This window comes from Burkholderiales bacterium (assembly GCA_015075645.1).
In the GTDB taxonomy this organism is placed as follows: domain Bacteria; phylum Pseudomonadota; class Gammaproteobacteria; order Burkholderiales; family Casimicrobiaceae; genus VBCG01.
In genome coordinates, this window is the sequence record JABTUF010000005.1 from 193,169 (window position 1) to 210,402 (window position 17,234).

The following is a 17,234-nucleotide window of genomic DNA, read 5'->3' on the forward strand; positions in this document are numbered from 1 at the left end:
CGGACGAAGGAGCCTCCATGAACGCCCTGCTCGCCCTCGCCCGGGCGATCGATGCCGTGAACGAGCGGGTCGGACGCTGGGTCACGTGGTTCGTCCTCGCGGCGGTCGTGATCAGCGCCGGCAACGCGATCATCCGCAAGGTGTTCGACATGAGTTCGAACGCCTTCCTCGAGATCCAGTGGTATCTCTTCGCGGCCATATTTTTGCTGTGCTCCGGCTGGACGCTGCTTCGCAACGAGCACATCCGCATCGACGTGATCGCGGGCCGGTACTCGAAGCGCGTGCAGACCTGGATCGACGTGTTCGGGACCGTCTTCTTCCTGATCCCGATGTCGATTCTGATCCTCTACGAATCGCTCCCGTGGGCGCAGCAGGCGATCGAGTCCGGTGAAATATCGCCCAACGCGGGCGGGCTCATCCTGTGGCCAGCGAAGATCCTGGTGCCGATCGGCTTCACGCTGCTCCTGCTGCAGGGCGTCTCCGAACTCATCAAGCGGATCGCGTTCCTGCGCGGGCTCGGGCCCGACCCGACCGAGCGCTTCCATGAGCGCTCCGCCGAGGAAGAGCTGGCCGAGGAAATCCTGCGCCAGCGCGGGGAGAGCGCATGACCGCCTTCCTCGCCGCCAATCTCGCGCCGCTGATGTTCGCGGCGCTCGTCGTCTTCCTGCTGCTGGGGTATCCGGTCGCGTTCGCGCTCGCCGCCAACGGCATCATGTTCGGGCTCATCGGCATCGAACTGGGGTTGCTGTCCCCGGCGCTCTTCGGCGCGTTGCCCGAGCGCCTCTGGGGGATCATGTCGAACGACACGCTGCTGGCCGTGCCGTTCTTCACTTTCATGGGCCTGATCCTCGAACGAAGCGGCATGGCCGAGGACCTGCTGGAGACGATCGGGCAGGTGTTCGGTCCGGTGCGCGGCGGTCTCGCGTACGCCGTGATCTTCGTGGGGGCGTTGCTCGCGGCGACCACCGGCGTCGTCGCGGCGAGCGTGATTTCGATGGGGCTCATCTCGCTCCCGATCATGCTGCGCTACGGGTACGACCGCCGATTCGCGTCCGGGACGATCGCCGCCTCGGGGACGCTCGCCCAGATCATTCCGCCTTCGCTGGTGCTGATCGTGATGGCCGACCAGCTCGGCCGTTCGGTCGGCGACATGTACGCCGGCGCGTTCATCCCCGGGATCGTCCTCGCGGGACTCTACGCGAGTTACGCGATGCTGGTCTCGATCTTCAAGCCGCAATGGGCGCCGGCGCTCCCGCCCGAGGCGCGCACGCTCACCGAACCGAACGGCGCGCCGGGCACCCGTTCGCTCCTCGTGCTCACGATCCTCTCGGTCGCGGCCGGTTTCGCGTTCTGGGTGTTCTATTTCGACCGCCTGAGGCCGGAGACCCCCACCGACGAACGGCTGGTCCTCTGCATCTCGGTGGGCTTCGGCGTCGCGTTCATCGCGGCGGTGGCCAATCGCATGCTCCGCCTCGGGATGCTGTCGCGCATGGCGGAACGGGTCACGTTCGTGTTGATCCCGCCGCTCGCGCTGATCTTCCTCGTGCTGGGCACGATCTTCCTCGGCGTCGCGACGCCGACCGAGGGTGGAGCGATGGGCGCGGCGGGCGCGCTCGTGATGGCGATCTCGCGCCGGCGCCTGAGCATGAAGCTGATGGTGCAGGGAATGCAAACGACCGCCAAGCTCTCGTCGTTCGTCCTCTTCATCCTGATCGGCGCCCGGGTGTTCAGCCTGACGTTCTACGGCGTCGACGGCCACAAGTGGGTCGAGCATCTGCTGACGAGTCTCCCCGGCGGACAGATCGGCTTCCTCATCGTCGTCAACATCCTGGTCTTCCTGCTCGCGTTCTTCCTCGACTTCTTCGAACTCTCGTTCATCGTGATCCCGCTGCTCGGCCCGGTGGCCGAGAAGCTCGGCATCGACCTCATCTGGTTCGGCATACTGCTCGGCGTGAACATGCAGACCTCGTTCATGCACCCGCCGTTCGGGTTCGCGCTCTTCTACCTCCGCAGCGTCGCGCCGGCGAAGGAGTACGTCGACAAGGTCACCAAGCAGACGATGGCGCCGATCACGACCGGCCAGATCTACTGGGGCGCGGTGCCCTACGTCGTCATCCAGGTGATCATGGTCGGCTTGGTCATCCTGTTCCCGCAGATGGTGATGGTCTACAAGGACGACGCGAGCATGGTCGATCCCACCAAGATCGAGGTCGTCATCCCGGGCGTCGACTACGGGACGCCGGCACCGGCCGACGGCGATGCGCCAGCCGCGGAGGATGCGCCGTCGGACGACCAGGCGCCGTCCGGCGACCTGAACGCGCCGCCCGCGGCCGGACAGGACGAGGCGATCGTGCCGCCGTCGGCGGACGACGCGAACAAGGCGCTCGAGGATGCGCTGAAGGCGAAGTAACGAGTTCGCCGCATCGAAGCGAAAGGCGTCCGACTGAAGTCGGACCCACAATGATCGGCCCCACGATGTTGGCGGCGCGTCGGCGGCGACTCTTGTGGGTCGGGCTCGAGCCCGACGGGGTTCGCCGCATCGAAGCGAAAGGCGTTCGGCTGAAGCCGAACCTGCGCGCAACGCACAACGGCGCCGGGAATCGTTGCAGGGCAGGCTTCCGTTGGAGGCGGCGATCCGATGAAAAAGACCCGCGGATTCGCATCCGCGGGCCTTCGAGTCTGCGGTGAAGGGCGACTGCTACTACTTCTTCTTCGCGGGCGCCTTCGCCCGCACACTCAGGCCGCCGACGGTCGCCATGTAGTTGTCGTAGGTGTTCTCGGTCACCCGGAACCAGAGGATCTGCTCGCGCTGGAACGCCGAGTAGTTGTCGTAGATCTTCTTCCACTTCGGGTTCTTGGCGCTCTCCTCGGCGTAGCGCTCGACGGCCGCCGCGTGGCAGGCGTCCATCACCGACTTCGGGAACGGACGAAGCTGCGTACCGCCCGCCACGAGCCGGCGCAGCGCCGCCGGATTCTGCGCGTCGTACTTCGCCATCATCCAGGTGTTGCCCTCGGCGCAGGCGTTGTTGAACGACGCCTTGTACTCGGGCGAGAGCTCGTTCCACTTCGCGGCGTTCACGAACATGTGCAGCGCCGGGCCGCCTTCCCACCAGCCGGGATAGTAGTAGTACTTGGCGACCTTGTTGAAGCCGAGCTTCTCGTCGTCGTACGGGCCCACCCACTCGGCCGCGTCGATCGTGCCCTTCTCGAGCGCCGGGTAGATGTCGCCGCCGGCGAGCTGCTGCGGGACCAGGCCGAGCTTCGTGAGCACCTGGCCCGCGAAGCCGCCGATCCGCATCTTGAGGCCCTTGAGGTCCGCGACCGATTTGATCTCCTTGCGATACCAGCCGCCCATCTGCGCGCCCGTGTTGCCGCACAGCACCGAGTGGATGTTGTACTCCTTCAGGAACTCGTTGTAGAGCTCGCGGCCCTGGCCGAAGTACCACCAGGCGTCGAACTGGCGCTGGTTCAGGCCGAACGGAATCGCGGTACCGAACGCGAACGTCGGGTCCTTGCCGATGTAGTAGTAAGGCGCGGTGTGGCCGCACTCGACGGTGCCGTTCTGGACGGCGTCGGCGACCTGCAGGCCCGGGACGATTTCGCCGCCCGCGAACACCTGGATCTGGAATCGGCCGCCGGTGGCCTCCGCCAGCGCCTTCGAGGCTGTTTCCGCCGCCCCGAAGATCGTGTCGAGCGACTTCGGGAAGCTCGACGCGCAGCGCCACTTGATCGTCGGCGCCTGGGCGAACGCAGGAGCCGAGCCGGCGGCGAGGATGCCCGCCAGTCCGGAATGCTTCAGAAACGAACGACGTTCCATCATCTCCTCCAAGGGTATGTTCGGGTATCGGGCCGCGTCGAGGGAGCCCCCGGCGACCAGCCCGTGGATTCTAGGGGGCTGCTGGCCGAAATGCCATGAATTTTCGAGCACCCGTGACGGACGGCGATCTGCGCCACTTTGGTGCCGAAATGTGATGGCCCGATACCCGCGGCTCGCATGTGCGCAGGATCGGCGCGCTGCGCGACCTCGCCCGTGCGATCCTAGGATCCGAGCTTGCGGACCGCGCTGAAGAGCCCCCAGGCCCAGCCCGACTGCCGTTCGAGCATCTGCGTGAAGCGGATCAGGTAGCGGGCGTTCCCGGTGTCGAGTTCGATCATCCCCCCGGGCACGAACTTGTCGTCCGGACCGATGAGGCTCCGCTGCGCGGACTGGCGATTGTCCGCATGGGCCGGCAGGTAGACCCCGAAGAACGGGCGGTCGGCCGCCTGGCGCGCACCGTCCGCGGGCGCGCTCCAACTGCGCAGCAGCACGCGGACCATCCGCCGCGCAATTACTTCCGCGCCCACGGTGATCTCGTCGACCTGCTGGCGCTGCATCCGACGGACGACGGCGAGCGTCCAGCGCTCGGCGTCCTGGATCGCGACCAGTTCACCGAGGCGAGCCGGCGCTTCCTTCGCCGGCGCGAGCAGCCGACATCCGGTCTCGCTGCGGTCGGTCATCGTCCAGGTCGCGCCCCGGATGCGCCGCGCGACGCTCTCCGGATTCGCCACCGGGTTCACCATCTGCGTGATCTCGTCGTACGCAGCGGCGACGCCGGGCATGCGCGCCTGGTCGGGCAGCTTGTCGATCTCGGCGATCGCGCGCGTGAGCGAGGGCAAACCGGTGACGACCCGCACCTGCGCCTCGGTGCGGAAGCGCTCGGCGCGCGGCGCCTGAGCGATCGCGTCCGGGCCGTAGAGGGAAGCGAGGCGCATCAGCAGCAGGCGCTGCTCCCGCGGCGGCAGGTCGCCGGGCTCCGGCGCGGCGTCGTCCTGCTCGGGCAGCCAGCGCATCCGCTCGACGACGCGCGCATACACCGGCGCGAGGTCGAGGAACAGCAGGCGCCCCCCGACCGCGGGCCTGTCGCGACGCCGCAGCCCCTGTGCGCCGGTCAAGTCGACGTAGAATCCCGCGCCTTCGCCAGGCGGCGGCACGAGCGTGAGCGTCGGCGCCCAGTCGGCGACCTGCTTCGCGACCCACTCCACCTGGTCGGGCGTGAAATTGCCGGAATCGAGCCGCATCAGGAGGAGCGTCTGGACGTATTCCTGCTCGAGCGTGATGCCGGGCTGGGCGAAACCTCCGCCGCCGAGCACCAGTTGTTCGCGCTGCAGGTTGCGCATCCGCGCGAACTCGTAGAGTTCGTGGAAATCGCGCCATTGCGCGGGAATCCAGTGGCTGTAGCGGAACAGCCGATAGCGTCCATCGAGCCCGCGATGGTGCGCGAGACGCACCAGCACCCACGGCAGGATCGCGCGCCAGCGCCGGTGGTCCGCGCGCGGATAGCCGGCCTTCAGCGCGAGCTGGTAGGCGGTGATGAACGCCTTGACGAGATCGAACGCTGCATGCCACAGCCGCGACTCGACCGACGAACTCTTCTGGTAGTTCGCCGTGTACTGACGCGTGATCTGCGCGAGCGCCGACTCGAGCCGCGCGTCGATGCGCAGGAGCGCCTCGACCTGCGAGGGTCCGACGTCGCGCCGCGAGCCGGGAAAGCCGGCGACGAGTTCGAGCGCTTCCTTCTGCGTGGCGAGGACGTCGCCGCCGGGAAGATCCGCGATCCAGCGTTCCGCGTGCGCCGCGCTCGCGAGCGGATCGGACAGCCGCCGGACCCAGGCGACCAGCGGATTGCCGAAACTGCGCGAAGGCCCCACCGGCGCGCGCTGCGGGGTGGCCACTACCGTCCTCCGACCGTCATCCGCTCGATCAAGATCGAGCCGACGTGGCGTGAGCCGCGGCGGTCGACGTCGCGGCCGATGGCGACGATGCGGCGGAACATGTCGCGGAGGTTGCCGGCGATCGTCACCTCCTCGACCGGGTACGCGATCTCGCCGCCTTCGATCCAGTACCCCGCGGCGCCGCGTGAGTAGTCGCCGGTCACCGCATTGACCCCGTGCCCCAGTTGTTCGGTGACGAGGAAGCCGCGGCCCATGCGTTTCATCAGCGAGGCGAGGTCGTCGTCGCCGTGCGACACGACGAGGTTGTGGCTGCCGCCGGCATTGCCGGTCGTGGGCATCCCGAGCTTGCGCGCAGCGTAGCTGCCGAGGAAGTAGCCGTTCACGACACCGCGATCGACGACGATCCGGCGTGCCGTGGCCACCCCCTCCGCGTCGAACGGCGCGCTGCCGCGCCCCCGAGCGAGGTGCGGCTCCTCGACCATCGTCACCCCGGGCGCGAAGATCTCCTTGCCGAGCGAATCGACGAGGAACGAACTCCTGCGGTAGAGGCTGCCGCCCGACACCGCCTGCACGTACGCGCCGATCAGGTCGGCGGCTTCCGGCGCCTCGAACAGGACCGGGCACTCGACCGTCGCGACCGGACGCGCTCCGAGCCGGCGCGCGGTGCGCTCGCCGGCGATGCGGCCCACCTCGGCGGCCTCCTGGAGGTCGTCGGGCGAGCGCGCGGCGCTGTACCAGAAATCGCGCTGCATGCCGTTCTCGTCCTCGCCGATCACCGAGGCGTCGATGTGGTGGCGCGAACTGCGGTAGCCGCCGTGGAAACCGCGCGAGTTCGCGTAGACGAATTCGCTCTCGCCGCGCGACACCGAGGCGCCGTCGGAGTTGACGAGACGCCGGTCGACCGCGAGCGCCGCCGCCTCTGCCGCGCGACCGAGGTCGATCGCCTCGTCGATGCCGAGATCCCACGGATGGAACAGGTCGAGATCGGGCCAGTGCCGCGCGAGGCGGTCGGCGTCGGCGAGGCCCGCGCAGGGGTCTTCCGCCGTGAACTTCGCGATCGCGAGGGCCTTCTCCACCGTGTCGCGGATCGAGTCGTCGGAGAAGTCGGCGCTGCTCGCGTTGCCGCGCCGCGCTCCCAGGTACACGGTGACCGAGATGCCCTTGTCGCGGTTGTAGGCGATGGTCTCGACCTCGCCCTTGCGCACCGTCACGCTCTGGCCGACGCCCTGCGAGACGTCGGTCTCGGCGGCGCTGGCGCCGCCCCGGCGCGCGACGTCGAGCACCTGCGCCGCGACGCGCTCGAGTTCCGCAGTCGGCACCGGGAAGCGGCCCCCCGTTGCCAGATCGGCATCGCGGGTCCGGTCGAAGGGCGGGGGCGCGTTCATCGGGAGATTTCGCGCGCGACGGGAACGTCGCGGCGCTCCGCGTACGTGCGGTCGTCTATCATAGCAAAGCCCCCGACGCCCATGACGCCTGCATACCGCCGCCCGAACGCCTCGAACGACCTTCCGACCGACGGCCGGGACGGCCCGCGCCCGTCGAAGACCCGCCAGAAGCGCGAGATGGCCTCGCTTCAGGACCTCGGCGTCTCGCTCGTCGACCTCGATCCCGTCCGGCTCGCGTCGCTCGACCTGCCGGAGCGGCTCGTGGACGCCATCACGCTCGCCCGCGGCATCACCCGGCACGAGGCGCGCCGGCGCCAGATGCAGTACATCGGGCGCCTGATGCGCGAGGTCGATCCGGCACCGATCCGCGAGGCGCTGGAGCGATTCGACAGCGTGCCACGGGCCGAGAAGGCGCGCTTCGCCGCGATCGAGCGCTGGCGCGAGCGTCTGCTGGACGAGGCGGACGCTCTCGACGCGTTCGTGCACGAACATCCGGAGGCGGATCGCGCCGTGATCGCGAAGGCGATCGCCTCCGCGCATGCCGAACGCGCGCGCGGCGAGTCCACGCGCGCGTTTCGCGACCTCTTCCGCACCCTGCGTCGCGCGTACGGCGACGCTTGACTCCCATGACCACATTCACGATCGGACTCGTCTCCGTTTCCGACCGCGCCTCTCGCGGCGTCTACGAGGACGCGGGCCTGCCCGCGCTCGAATCCTGGCTCGCCAGCGCTCTGGTCACGCCGTTTCGCACCGAGAAGCGCCTCATCCCCGACGAACAGCCGGTCATCGAACGGACGCTGGTCGACCTCGCGGACGTGATCGGATGCGACCTCGTGCTCACCACCGGCGGCACCGGCCCCGCACCGCGCGACGTGACGCCCGATGCGACGCTCGCGATCGCGCACCGCGTGATGCCGGGATTCGGCGAGCAGATGCGCCAGGTGTCGCTGCGCTTCGTGCCGACCGCGATCCTGTCGCGCCAGGCGGGCGTGGTGCGCGGACGCACGCTGATCCTCAACCTGCCCGGCCAGCCGAAGGCGATCCGCGAGACGCTCGAAGGCGTCCGCGGCGACGATGGCGCGGTCCTGGTGCACGGCGTCTTCGCCGCCGTGCCGTATTGCCTCGACCTCATCGGCGGACCCTACGTCGAGACTGAACCGGCCGTGTGCAAGGCGTTCCGTCCCAAGTCCGGAGAGCGACCGCCCGCGGCGTGAGGTGGCCCCCCCCCGATGACGAGACAACCCGTCGGCCTGACTCCTGGTCGACAGCGATGTCGCAAAGGCGCTCGATGCGCCGCCACCGAAGACTCCGGCGCCTCTGCCAACTGTCAACTGACTACTGACAACCGCTACTCGGGCACCGCATTCGTCGTCGCCTCCGCCACGGCGTTCGGGGCAATGGCGATCTTCGCGCGATTCGCGACCCGGGACGGCGCGGACACGACGGGATTGCTCGCGGTGCGCTTCGCGATCGCCGGCGCGTTCCTCATCGCGCTCGGCCTCGTCCTGCGCGTCCGCTGGCCACGGGGACGCGACTTGGCGATCCTCGTCGCGCTCGGGGGAATCGGCTACGCCGCGCAGGCGGCGACCTTTTTTTCGGCGCTCGAACTCGCGCCTGCAGGGCTCGTGGCGCTGCTGCTCTACCTCAATCCGGCGATCGTCGCGGTCCTCGCCGCGGTGCGCGGCCAGGAGCGGCTGGCGCGGCGCAGCGTCGCAGCGATCGCCATCGCGCTCTGCGGCCTCGCCCTGACGCTCGGGCCGACACTCTCCGGCACCGCGCAGGGCGCGCATCCGGCAGGGGTGGCGCTCGGCTTGCTCGCCGCCCTCGTCTACGCGATCTACATCGTCGCCTCCACGGGCGTGGCGTCGCGCGTCGATCCGCTCGCCATGTCCACCGTGGTGATCGCGAGCGCCGGACTCGTGTTCGGGGCGATCGCGCTCGCCCGGGGCGCGAGCCTCCCCGCGAGCGCGATCGGCTGGACGGCGGCGATCGCGATCGCGCTGGTCTCGACCGTCGCGGCGATCACCTGGTTCTTCGCGGGCCTCGCACGCGTCGGTCCCACGCGCGCCTCGACGCTCTCGACCATCGAACCGGTCGTCACCGTCGCGCTCGCCGCGGCGCTCTTCGGGGAGCGCGTCGAGCCGATCCAGCTCGCCGGAGGAGCGCTGATCCTCGCGGCGGCCGTCCTGCTCGCCCGAAGCCCTTCCTGAGGTCGCGGGTCGTCATCGCCCCGGCGAGCGCGCCGTCCGATTTCCGGTGTTCGCCGGCCTCGTGAGGCGCCTCGCCCACCGCCCGGCGCGGTAAGATGCGCGCGGCCCTGCACTGCAGGGGGAGGCGACATGGACTTCGACTGGCTGCAGTTGTTGAAAGCGGGATTGGGAACGCTCGTCGCGATCGTCCTCGTCGGCGGGCTCTTCGTCATGTTCGTGAAGGACGTGACGCAGAAGAAGCACACGGTCCTGCGCAACTTCCCGGTCATCGGACGGTTCCGCTACTGGTTCGAGGAACTGGGCGAATATTTCCGGCAATATTTCTTCGCGAACGACCGCGAGGAGATGCCGTTCAATCGCGCGACACGCTCCTGGGTCTACCGGCTCGCGAAGGACGAGGGAGGGTTGATCGGCTTCGGCTCGACCTACGACCTGCACGCGCCCGGCGCGCTCATCTTCGTCAATGCGCCGTTCCCGGTCCTCGAGTCCGACCGCCTGCCGACGCCGCCGCTCGCGATCGGCGAGGGCTCCTGCCGCACTCCGTACCTCGCGCGCTCGGTCGTCAACGTGAGCGGCATGAGCTTCGGCGCCATCTCCGAGCCCGCGGTGCGGGCGCTCTCGCGTGGCGCGCACACCGCGGGCTGCTGGCTCGATACCGGCGAGGGCGGGCTGTCGCCGTTCCACCTCGAGGGCGGCTGCGACGTGATCATGCAGATCGGCACGGCGCGCTACGGCGTGCGCGACGCCCACGGCGAGTACGACCTCGGCAAGATCCGCGAGATCGCCGCGCGTGAGTCCGTTCGTGCCTTCGAGATCAAGCTCTCGCAGGGCGCGAAGCCCGGCAAGGGCGGCGTGCTGCCCGGCGGCAAGGTCACTCCGCTCATCGCGAGCATCCGCGGCATTTCCCCGGGCAAGGATTCGATCAGCCCGAATCGCCACCCCGACATCGCGACGATGGACGACCTGCTCGATCGCGTCGCGTGGCTCCGCGACCTGACCGGGAAGCCCGTGGGCATCAAGACCGCGGTCGGCGGCCGCTACTTCGCGAACGAGCTGTGCGAGCGGATCCTCGCGCGCGGGCCCGATTCCGCACCGGATTTCCTCGCGGTGGACGGCGGCGAAGGCGGCAGCGGCGCGGCACCGCAGGCGCTCGCCGACCACGTCGGACTCTCGATCGACGAGGCGCTACCGAGGGTCGTCGATGCGATCGTCGCCGCGGGACTGAAGCCGCGCATCCGCGTCATCGCGTCAGGCAAGCTCGTCACCTCGGCGCGCGCCGCGTGGGCGCTGTGCTGCGGCGCCGATTTCGTGAACACGGCGCGCGGTTTCATGTTCGCGTTGGGTTGCATCCAGGCTCTGCGCTGCCAGACCAACACTTGCCCGACCGGGATCACCACGCACAACCCGCGCCTCCAGCGCGGGCTCGTCGTCGAGGAGAAGTGGCAGCGCGTGGCGAACTACGCCACCGCGATGAACCGGGAGATCGACATGATCGCGCACAGTTGCGGCGTGCGGCACGCGCGCGAACTGGAGCGCCGACACGTGCGCCTCGTGCAGCCGACCGGCGGCACCATCGCGCTCGACGTGCTCTACCCGATGCCGCCCGCCGCAGCAGGCAGGGCGGCGTGACGACGGCGTCCGCCGAGTCCGGCCCGCAGCGCGTCGGGTTCGTCATCGGAGGCGCGCAGAAGGCCGGGACGACCGCGCTCGCCTGGATGATCGTCGACCACCCGAAGCTCACGATCGCGATGGGCAAGGAGGCGCACTGGTTCGACGACGAGCGGAACTTCCGCCGTGGCGGGAAGCCCGTCTCGACCTACGAGCAGGCGTACTTCGCGGGCGCGGAACCCGGCACGACGCTCTTCGACGCGACGCCGAGCTACCTGTGGTGGCCGCGGGCGCCGGAACGCATCCGTGCCTACAACCCGGCAATGCGCTGGATCGTGCTGCTGCGCGACCCGGTCGATCGCGCGTACTCGCACTGGAACATGATGCGCTCGCGCGGCACCGAGGAGCTGGGATTCGTCGACGCCCTCCGGGTCGAGCAGGAGCGCATGCGCACGGCGGATCCCGACCAGGCCCAGCGCGTCTCCTACTTCTCGCGCGGCCTCTACGCCCATCAGATTCGCCGCCTCTGGAGCCTGTTCCCGCGCGAGCAGACGCTGATCCTGCGCAGCGACCGGCTCGACGACGATCCCGCCGGCACCGTCGCCGATGTGCTGGCGTTCGTCGGCGTCGAGCCGATGGACGAGGTCGAGGGGCAACGGCGCAACGTCGGTGTCTACGCAGCCCCGATCGCCCCCGAGGACCGGCGCACGGTGCGCGCCATGTACGACGACGACCTGCGCGACCTCGAAGGCCTGCTGGATTGGGACCTCTCCGACTGGCGCAGCTGACCTGCTACCGCGCGGCCGCGCGCGCCTTCGGATCCTGTCCGTAGAACGCCGCGAACTGCCGGTAGACCTCCGGATATTCTCCGGCCAGCGTCGCGGGTGACGCGAAAAACACCTCGGAGAGCACCGCGAAGAACTCGCCGGGACTCTCCGCGGCGTAGGGATCGATCGCGGTGTCGAGGTCGCGATCGACGCGCGCGGAGAAGTCGTGGTACGCGTCCGACATCGCGCGCTTCCAGGCCCGGGCATCCATCGAGGGAGGCAGCGGCGGGCAACCGTTCGCGTCGCCGTCGCGCATGTCGATTTTGTGCGCGAACTCGTGGATCACCAAGTTCATGCCCGCAACGTCGAAGTCCGACGAGGCCTCGACGTCGGGCCACGACAACACCACCGGACCGCCGGGCATCGCCTCGCCGGCGAGCGGCCCGTCGTTGACGTGCACGACGCCCGCGTCGTCCTCCCAGGTCCAGTCGGGCACGAACTGGGCCGGATAGACGACGACGTTCTCGAAGTCGTCGTACCAGTCGAGCGACAGCCCGAGGACGAGCACGCAGGCCTGCACCGCGATCACGACGCGTTGCAGCGGCGTCACCTCGTGCCCGCCGGCGCCCACGATCGACTTGGCCTCGAGGAACAGCACGACCAGTTCGCGCAGCGTCGCGCGCTCGGCCTCGCTCGTGCCGGCGAGGAACGGCAGCGCCGAGATCGCCTCGTCCCACAGCGCGTCGGGAAGGGCCGAGCGCGACAGCACGCGCCGGCGGCGCCAGCGCTTCAGCGCGTCAAGAATCGCGTCGCTCCTGATCCTCGGCATCGTCGCCGCCGTCAGCACCTCCCTCCGCCCTGAGCTCCAGAAGGGCGGCGGCCTCGGCTTCCGGCAGTGCCTCCACGCTTCGAAGCTTGCGACCGATGGTCGTGGTCTTCCCTCTCGCCTCATCAATGGTATTGGCCGCGGCCTGGAGGCTCCTCTTCGCACGGGCAAGGACTTCGCCGAACTTCCCGAACTCGGTGCGCACCGCACCGAGCGTGCGCCAGACCTCGGCGGACCGCTCTTCGATCGCGATCGTGCGAAAGCCCATCTGCACGATGTTCAGGAGCGCGAGGAAGTTGGTCGGCCCCGACAGCGTCACGCGGAACTCTCGCTGCAGGTCGTCCGCGAGGCCCGGGCGCGCCATCATCTCGGCGTACAGGCTCTCGGTCGGCAGGTACAGGAAGGCGAAATCGCTGGTATGCGGCGGCGACACGTACAGCGTCCGGATCGTCTTCGCCTGCGCGCGCAGGAACTGCGCGAGGGCGCGGCGCGCCGATTCGGCCGCGCCGGCATCGTTCCGCTCGAGAGCGTCCTGCAGGCGCTCCCATTCCTCGACCGGGAACTTGGCGTCGACCGGGATCCAGACCGCCTGCTCGTCGGGCTTGCCCGGCATCCGGATCGCGAACTCGACGCGCCGGCCGCTGCCCGGCACCGTCTCGACGTTGGTCGCGAACTGCCCCGGCGTGAGCACCTCCGAGAGCAGCGCGCCGAGCTGCATTTCGCCCCAGGTACCGCGTTTCTTGACGTTCGTCAGCACGCGCTTCAGGTCGCCCACGCCTACGGCGAGGCTTTGCATCTCGCCGAGACCCTTGTGCACCTGCTCCAGGCGATCGGAGACCTGCTTGAACGACGCGCCGAGGCGTTCGTCGAGCGTCGCCTGCAGCTTCTCGTCGACGGTCACCCGCATCTGCTCGAGCTTCGCGTCGTTCGCGACGCGCAGCGTATCGAGGCGCTGCTCGACGTTCAACCGGATCGCCTCGAGTTTCTGGTCGTTGCGCTGCGCGAGTTCCGCGACCCGATCCGCGAGCGTGCGCGCCTGCGCGGTCTGCTGGTCGGCGGCGGCGCGCAGCCCCTCCTGCGTCGAGGTCCGGAACTCGTTCAGCCGCTCGCCGAACGCGGTGAACGCGTCGCCCTGGCCGCGGTTGAGCCCGGCGAACTGCTGGGCCATCGTTCCGGCGAACTGCGTCAGGCGGTCTCCGACCTCGCCTCTCAGCGTCTGCGACGCCTTGCCGTGCTCGTCGCGCGCGATCGCGAGGTCCTGCCGCAACTCGGCGCGCGCGCCCTGCATGTCCAGTTTGAGATCACGCTCGAGGTCTTCGCCCTGCGCGCGGACGACGGCGATCTCGCGCGCGAGCGACCCGAGCCGCGTGATCGCCACGACGGCGAGCCCGATCACGGCGACGCCGGCGACGATGGCGACCGCCAGGATCGTGATGAGGAGCGGGGAGTCCTGCATGGAACAAGTCTAGCAGCCGGTGCGGCTCACAGCGTGAGCCGACCGATCACGACTCGGTGAGGGCGAGCAGCGCGAACGAGGCGAGCCAGTGCGTGCCGACGAAGTCGTCGCTGTCGAGCCCGGCCCACCCGGCCGCGAGATGGCGATGCGCCGACGCGACGAGCACGCTCACGCGGGGATCGTCCCGCGCAAGTGCGTTCGCGATCCCGCGCAGGCACCAGGCGCGCGACAGGTTGAGGCCGTCGAGGTGCACGATCTGCGGGTCCGAGCGGTCGGAGGGCACCGCCGGCGTGAACAGCGACGCGGGCTCGCCGCGCTCGAGCCCCGGCAGGAAGCCGCCGAGCCACGCGCCGAAGCGCTCGTGCGGCAGCACCCGGCGCATCAGGTCGGCCTCCATCAGGACGGGCGACAGGAAGTCCGCGCCGGACGGCTCCCATGCGGCGGGCGCGTCGGCGTCCTCGCCGAACCACGACAACGCCTTCGCGACGCATGCGGACTCCAGCGCTCCGTCTCCCGCCGCTCGCGCGTAGTCGAGCGCGAGCGCGAGACCGAAGGCCGAGTTGGCGTGCACGCCGTGGCGGATCGGGATCTGTGTGCGCGGCAACCACGTCCGCCAGCGCGCCGCGACGAGCTCGGCCAGCGGCGCGAGCGTGCGTGCCCATCGTCGCGCGTCGCCGCCCCCGTCCGCGCGCAGTTCACGCACCAGTTCGAGGAGCCATGCCCAGCCGTAGGTCCGCTCGAACGACGCGGAGAGCGGCCGAGCGAAGTAGGCGCACTCGGAGGCGATCGTCTCGGCCGTGACGTGCGCGTCGAACACGCGGACGATCGACGCGCGTTCCGGCAAGCCGGGCACGAGCCGCGCGAGCCGCGCGAGCGTCCAGTGCATGTGGACGCTGGAATGCCAGTCGAAGGATCCGAAGAAGGCGGGATGCCATTCGCGCGGCGAACGAAGGTCGTCGGGCGAACCGAGGACGTGGACCTGCATCGAAGGGTACTCGACGGCGAGGCTCGCGAGCGCAACTCGCGCGAGGCGCGAGGCGACGTCGGGCGTCAACGCCGGCGCCCGCCCGGCGAGATCGCTTCGCGCAGGATCGCGCATCGTCAAACCGCCTCCCCGGCAGGCCCCATCGGCTCCTCCCGCGTCGTGGTCATCGGCCACGCACTCCGCCTGATGCGCATTCGCGCGCGAACGAACGCGCCCTACTCGACCACCGCCTCGCGGCTCGCCCGCTTGCGCTCGTGCTCTTTCAGGTGGCGCTTGCGGATGCGGATCGACTTCGGCGTCACCTCGGCGAGTTCATCGTCGGCGATGAACTCGACCGCGTACTCGAGCGTGAGCTTGATCGGCGGGGTCAGCAGGATCGCGTCGTCCTTGCCCGATGCGCGCACGTTGGTGAGCTGCTTGCCCCTGATCGGGTTGACGACGAGGTCGTTGTCGCGCGAGTGGATCCCGATCACCATGCCTTCGTACAGCGGCTCGCCGGGCGAGACGAACATCCGGCCGCGCTCCTGCAGCTTCCACAGCGCGTAGGCGACGGCCGCGCCGTCGTCCTGCGAGATCAGCACGCCGTTGCGGCGCTCGGGAATCTCGCCCTTCACCTGCGCGTAGCCGTCGAAGACGTGGCTCATGAGTCCGGTCCCGCGCGTCAGGTTCATGAACTCGCCCTGGAAGCCGATCAGGCCCCGCGCGGGGATGCGGTAGTCGAGCCGCGTGCGCCCCTGGCTGTCCGACTCCATGTGCACGAGTTCGCCGCGGCGGCCGCCGAGTTCCTGCATCACCGCGCCCTGGTGCGCGTCCTCGACGTCGACGGTGAGCGCTTCGTAGGGCTCCTCGATCACGCCTGCGACTTCGCGCGTGACGACGCGCGGGCGCGACACCGCGAGTTCGTAGCCTTCGCGCCGCATGTTCTCGACCAGGATCGTCAGGTGGAGTTCGCCGCGGCCGAGCACCGAGAACACGTCGGTGTCCCCGGTGTCCTCGACGCGCAGCGCCATGTTGGTGAGGAGCTCGCGCTGCAGGCGGTCGCGCAGGTTGCGCGACGTGACGTACTTGCCCTCGCGCCCGGCGAGCGGCGACGTGTTGACGAGGAAGTTCATCGCGAGCGTCGGCTCGTCGACCGCGATCGGCGGGAGCGCCTCGGGCGTCTCGACGTCGGCGAGCGTCGTGCCGATCGTGAGGTCGTCGACGCCGCTCACCATGACGATGTCGCCGGCGAACGCCTCGTCCACCGCCACGCGTTCGAGACCGGCGAAGGTGAACACCTGGGCGATCTTCGCCTTCGGCGGCACCGCACCGGGCGCGAGCGGCCCGTGGAGCACGGCGACTTCGGTTCCGGCCCGAAGCGTCCCGCGCCGGATGCGGCCGATCCCGAGCCGGCCCACGTAGCTCGAATAATCGAGCGCGGAGACCTGGAACTGCAGCGGCGCCGCCGGATCGTCGGAAGGCTCCGGCACACAGGAGAGGATCGTGTCGAACAGCGCCTTCATGTCGCCGCCGCCTTCGGGGGGCCTGCCGGACTTCGCGACCTTGACGTCGAGCGTCGCCCATCCGCCGAGCGCGGAGGCGTACACCACCGGGAAGTCGAGCTGCGCGTCGTTCGCGCCGAGGCGGTCGAAGAGCTCGAAGGTCTGGTTGACGACCCACTCGGGCCGCGCGCCCGGGCGGTCGACCTTGTTGACGACGACGATCGGCTTCAGGCCCTGCTTCAGCGCCTTCAGCGTCACGAAGCGCGTCTGCGGCATCGGGCCCTCGACCGCGTCGACCAGGAGCAGCACGCCGTCGACCATGCCGAGCACGCGTTCGACCTCGCCGCCGAAGTCCGCGTGGCCCGGCGTGTCGACGATGTTGATGCGCGTGTCGGCGAGGCGGATCGCGCAGTTCTTCGCGAGGATCGTGATGCCGCGCTCGCGCTCGATGTCGTTGCTGTCCATCACGCGCTCGCCGACCTGCTGGTGCTTGGCGAAGGTGCCGGCCTGGACGAGCAGCTTGTCGACCAGCGTGGTCTTGCCGTGGTCGACGTGGGCGATGATCGCGATGTTGCGCAGGGCGGGCATGGGGTGGACGCCAAAAAAGCCTTTGATTATAGCAACTTGGGGTGCCCAAACCAAGCGACGACGGTGCCTCCGGCCGGCGCGCCGCACTTGCCGGGCGGCGGTGGACCCCGACCGGCGACCGGGGTTCGCGCCCGCCCGAACGGCCTTCCCCCGGAACCCCCGCTGCGCTATCATGTCGAAGTCATTGTTTCCGGTCGCTTTTTCCACTGTCGATGC

General features: G+C 69.5%; 14 protein-coding genes. 7 read left to right on the plus strand and 7 right to left on the minus strand.

Features of this window, described 5'->3' with window-relative positions; translation table 11 throughout:
- The first annotated feature begins 17 nt into the window (after positions 1-17).
- Positions 18-608: a TRAP transporter small permease subunit gene (locus HS109_14130; GenBank protein MBE7523508.1), complete on the plus strand. Its 591-nt coding sequence runs from the start codon at positions 18-20 to the stop codon at positions 606-608.
- Positions 605-2,410, plus strand: coding sequence for a TRAP transporter large permease subunit (locus HS109_14135; protein MBE7523509.1), 1,806 nt, complete (start codon positions 605-607; stop codon positions 2,408-2,410). The genes HS109_14130 and HS109_14135 overlap by 4 nt, the downstream gene beginning before the upstream one ends.
- A gap of 291 nt (positions 2,411-2,701) precedes the next feature.
- Here the strand turns inward: HS109_14135 and HS109_14140 are convergent, their stop codons facing one another.
- The 3 genes from HS109_14140 to pmbA all read right to left on the minus strand — a co-directional run bounded on the left by HS109_14140 (position 2,702) and on the right by pmbA (position 7,097).
- Positions 2,702-3,817 (minus strand): TRAP transporter substrate-binding protein, encoded by a 1,116-nt coding sequence (locus HS109_14140; protein ID MBE7523510.1) that lies wholly within the window; start codon positions 3,815-3,817, stop codon positions 2,702-2,704.
- Between the two features lie 221 nt (positions 3,818-4,038).
- The gene (locus HS109_14145) at positions 4,039-5,712 is read right to left on the minus strand and encodes a hypothetical protein (protein MBE7523511.1); all 1,674 of its coding nucleotides are present in this window, start codon (positions 5,710-5,712) and stop codon (positions 4,039-4,041) included.
- On the minus strand, positions 5,712-7,097 hold the full coding sequence (gene pmbA / locus HS109_14150; protein ID MBE7523512.1) for a metalloprotease PmbA: 1,386 nt from the start codon (positions 7,095-7,097) through the stop codon (positions 5,712-5,714). Before pmbA ends, HS109_14145 begins: the two co-directional genes overlap by 1 nt.
- Before the next feature lie 81 nt (positions 7,098-7,178).
- Between pmbA and HS109_14155 the strand changes: the two genes are divergently transcribed.
- The 5 genes from HS109_14155 (at position 7,179) to HS109_14175 (ending at position 11,703) form a co-directional block, all read left to right on the plus strand.
- Positions 7,179-7,718 carry a DUF615 domain-containing protein gene (locus HS109_14155; GenBank protein MBE7523513.1) on the plus strand — a complete coding sequence of 180 codons (540 nt, stop codon included), beginning with the start codon at positions 7,179-7,181 and terminating at the stop codon, positions 7,716-7,718.
- Positions 7,719-7,723: 5 nt separating this feature from the next.
- Positions 7,724-8,311, plus strand: coding sequence for a molybdopterin adenylyltransferase (mog, locus tag HS109_14160; protein MBE7523514.1), 588 nt, complete (start codon positions 7,724-7,726; stop codon positions 8,309-8,311).
- Positions 8,312-8,326: 15 nt separating this feature from the next.
- Complete coding sequence (locus HS109_14165; GenBank protein ID MBE7523515.1) at positions 8,327-9,307, plus strand: EamA family transporter; 981 nt, start codon at positions 8,327-8,329, stop codon at positions 9,305-9,307.
- 129 nt (positions 9,308-9,436) lie between these two features.
- The gene (locus HS109_14170) at positions 9,437-10,936 is read left to right on the plus strand and encodes an FMN-binding glutamate synthase family protein (protein MBE7523516.1); all 1,500 of its coding nucleotides are present in this window, start codon (positions 9,437-9,439) and stop codon (positions 10,934-10,936) included.
- The gene (locus tag HS109_14175; GenBank protein ID MBE7523517.1) at positions 10,933-11,703 is read left to right on the plus strand and encodes a sulfotransferase; all 771 of its coding nucleotides are present in this window, start codon (positions 10,933-10,935) and stop codon (positions 11,701-11,703) included. Before HS109_14170 ends, HS109_14175 begins: the two co-directional genes overlap by 4 nt.
- 4 nt (positions 11,704-11,707) lie before the next feature.
- On the opposite strand, the gene HS109_14180 is transcribed toward HS109_14175, so the two are convergent.
- From HS109_14180 to typA, 4 genes are all read right to left on the minus strand, one after another.
- Positions 11,708-12,487, minus strand: a complete 780-nt coding sequence (locus HS109_14180) for a zinc-dependent peptidase (GenBank protein MBE7523518.1) — start codon at positions 12,485-12,487, stop codon at positions 11,708-11,710.
- Positions 12,480-13,964, minus strand: a complete 1,485-nt coding sequence (gene rmuC / locus HS109_14185) for a DNA recombination protein RmuC (GenBank protein ID MBE7523519.1) — start codon at positions 13,962-13,964, stop codon at positions 12,480-12,482. The genes HS109_14180 and rmuC overlap by 8 nt, the downstream gene beginning before the upstream one ends.
- A gap of 46 nt (positions 13,965-14,010) precedes the next feature.
- Positions 14,011-15,063: a DUF2891 domain-containing protein gene (locus tag HS109_14190; protein MBE7523520.1), complete on the minus strand. Its 1,053-nt coding sequence runs from the start codon at positions 15,061-15,063 to the stop codon at positions 14,011-14,013.
- A 101-nt stretch (positions 15,064-15,164) separates the two neighbouring features.
- Positions 15,165-17,018: a translational GTPase TypA gene (gene typA / locus HS109_14195; GenBank protein MBE7523521.1), complete on the minus strand. Its 1,854-nt coding sequence runs from the start codon at positions 17,016-17,018 to the stop codon at positions 15,165-15,167.
- Between the last annotated feature and the right edge of the window lie 216 nt (positions 17,019-17,234).

Bases quoted from the DNA above. Each gene is read 5' to 3' on its own strand.
- HS109_14165 (MBE7523515.1), top strand. From the start codon at position 8,327: ATGACGAGACAACCCGTCGGCCTGACTCCTGGTCGACAGCGATGTCGC.
- HS109_14140 (MBE7523510.1), bottom strand. From the start codon at position 3,817: ATGGAACGTCGTTCGTTTCTGAAGCATTCCGGACTGGCGGGCATCCTC.
- HS109_14190 (MBE7523520.1), bottom strand. From the start codon at position 15,063: ATGCGCGATCCTGCGCGAAGCGATCTCGCCGGGCGGGCGCCGGCGTTG.
- typA (MBE7523521.1), bottom strand. From the start codon at position 17,018: ATGCCCGCCCTGCGCAACATCGCGATCATCGCCCACGTCGACCACGGC.
- mog (MBE7523514.1), top strand. From the start codon at position 7,724: ATGACCACATTCACGATCGGACTCGTCTCCGTTTCCGACCGCGCCTCT.
- HS109_14135 (MBE7523509.1), top strand. From the start codon at position 605: ATGACCGCCTTCCTCGCCGCCAATCTCGCGCCGCTGATGTTCGCGGCG.
- pmbA (MBE7523512.1), bottom strand. From the start codon at position 7,097: ATGAACGCGCCCCCGCCCTTCGACCGGACCCGCGATGCCGATCTGGCA.
- HS109_14130 (MBE7523508.1), top strand. From the start codon at position 18: ATGAACGCCCTGCTCGCCCTCGCCCGGGCGATCGATGCCGTGAACGAG.
- rmuC (MBE7523519.1), bottom strand. From the start codon at position 13,964: ATGCAGGACTCCCCGCTCCTCATCACGATCCTGGCGGTCGCCATCGTC.
- HS109_14170 (MBE7523516.1), top strand. From the start codon at position 9,437: ATGGACTTCGACTGGCTGCAGTTGTTGAAAGCGGGATTGGGAACGCTC.
- HS109_14155 (MBE7523513.1), top strand. From the start codon at position 7,179: ATGACGCCTGCATACCGCCGCCCGAACGCCTCGAACGACCTTCCGACC.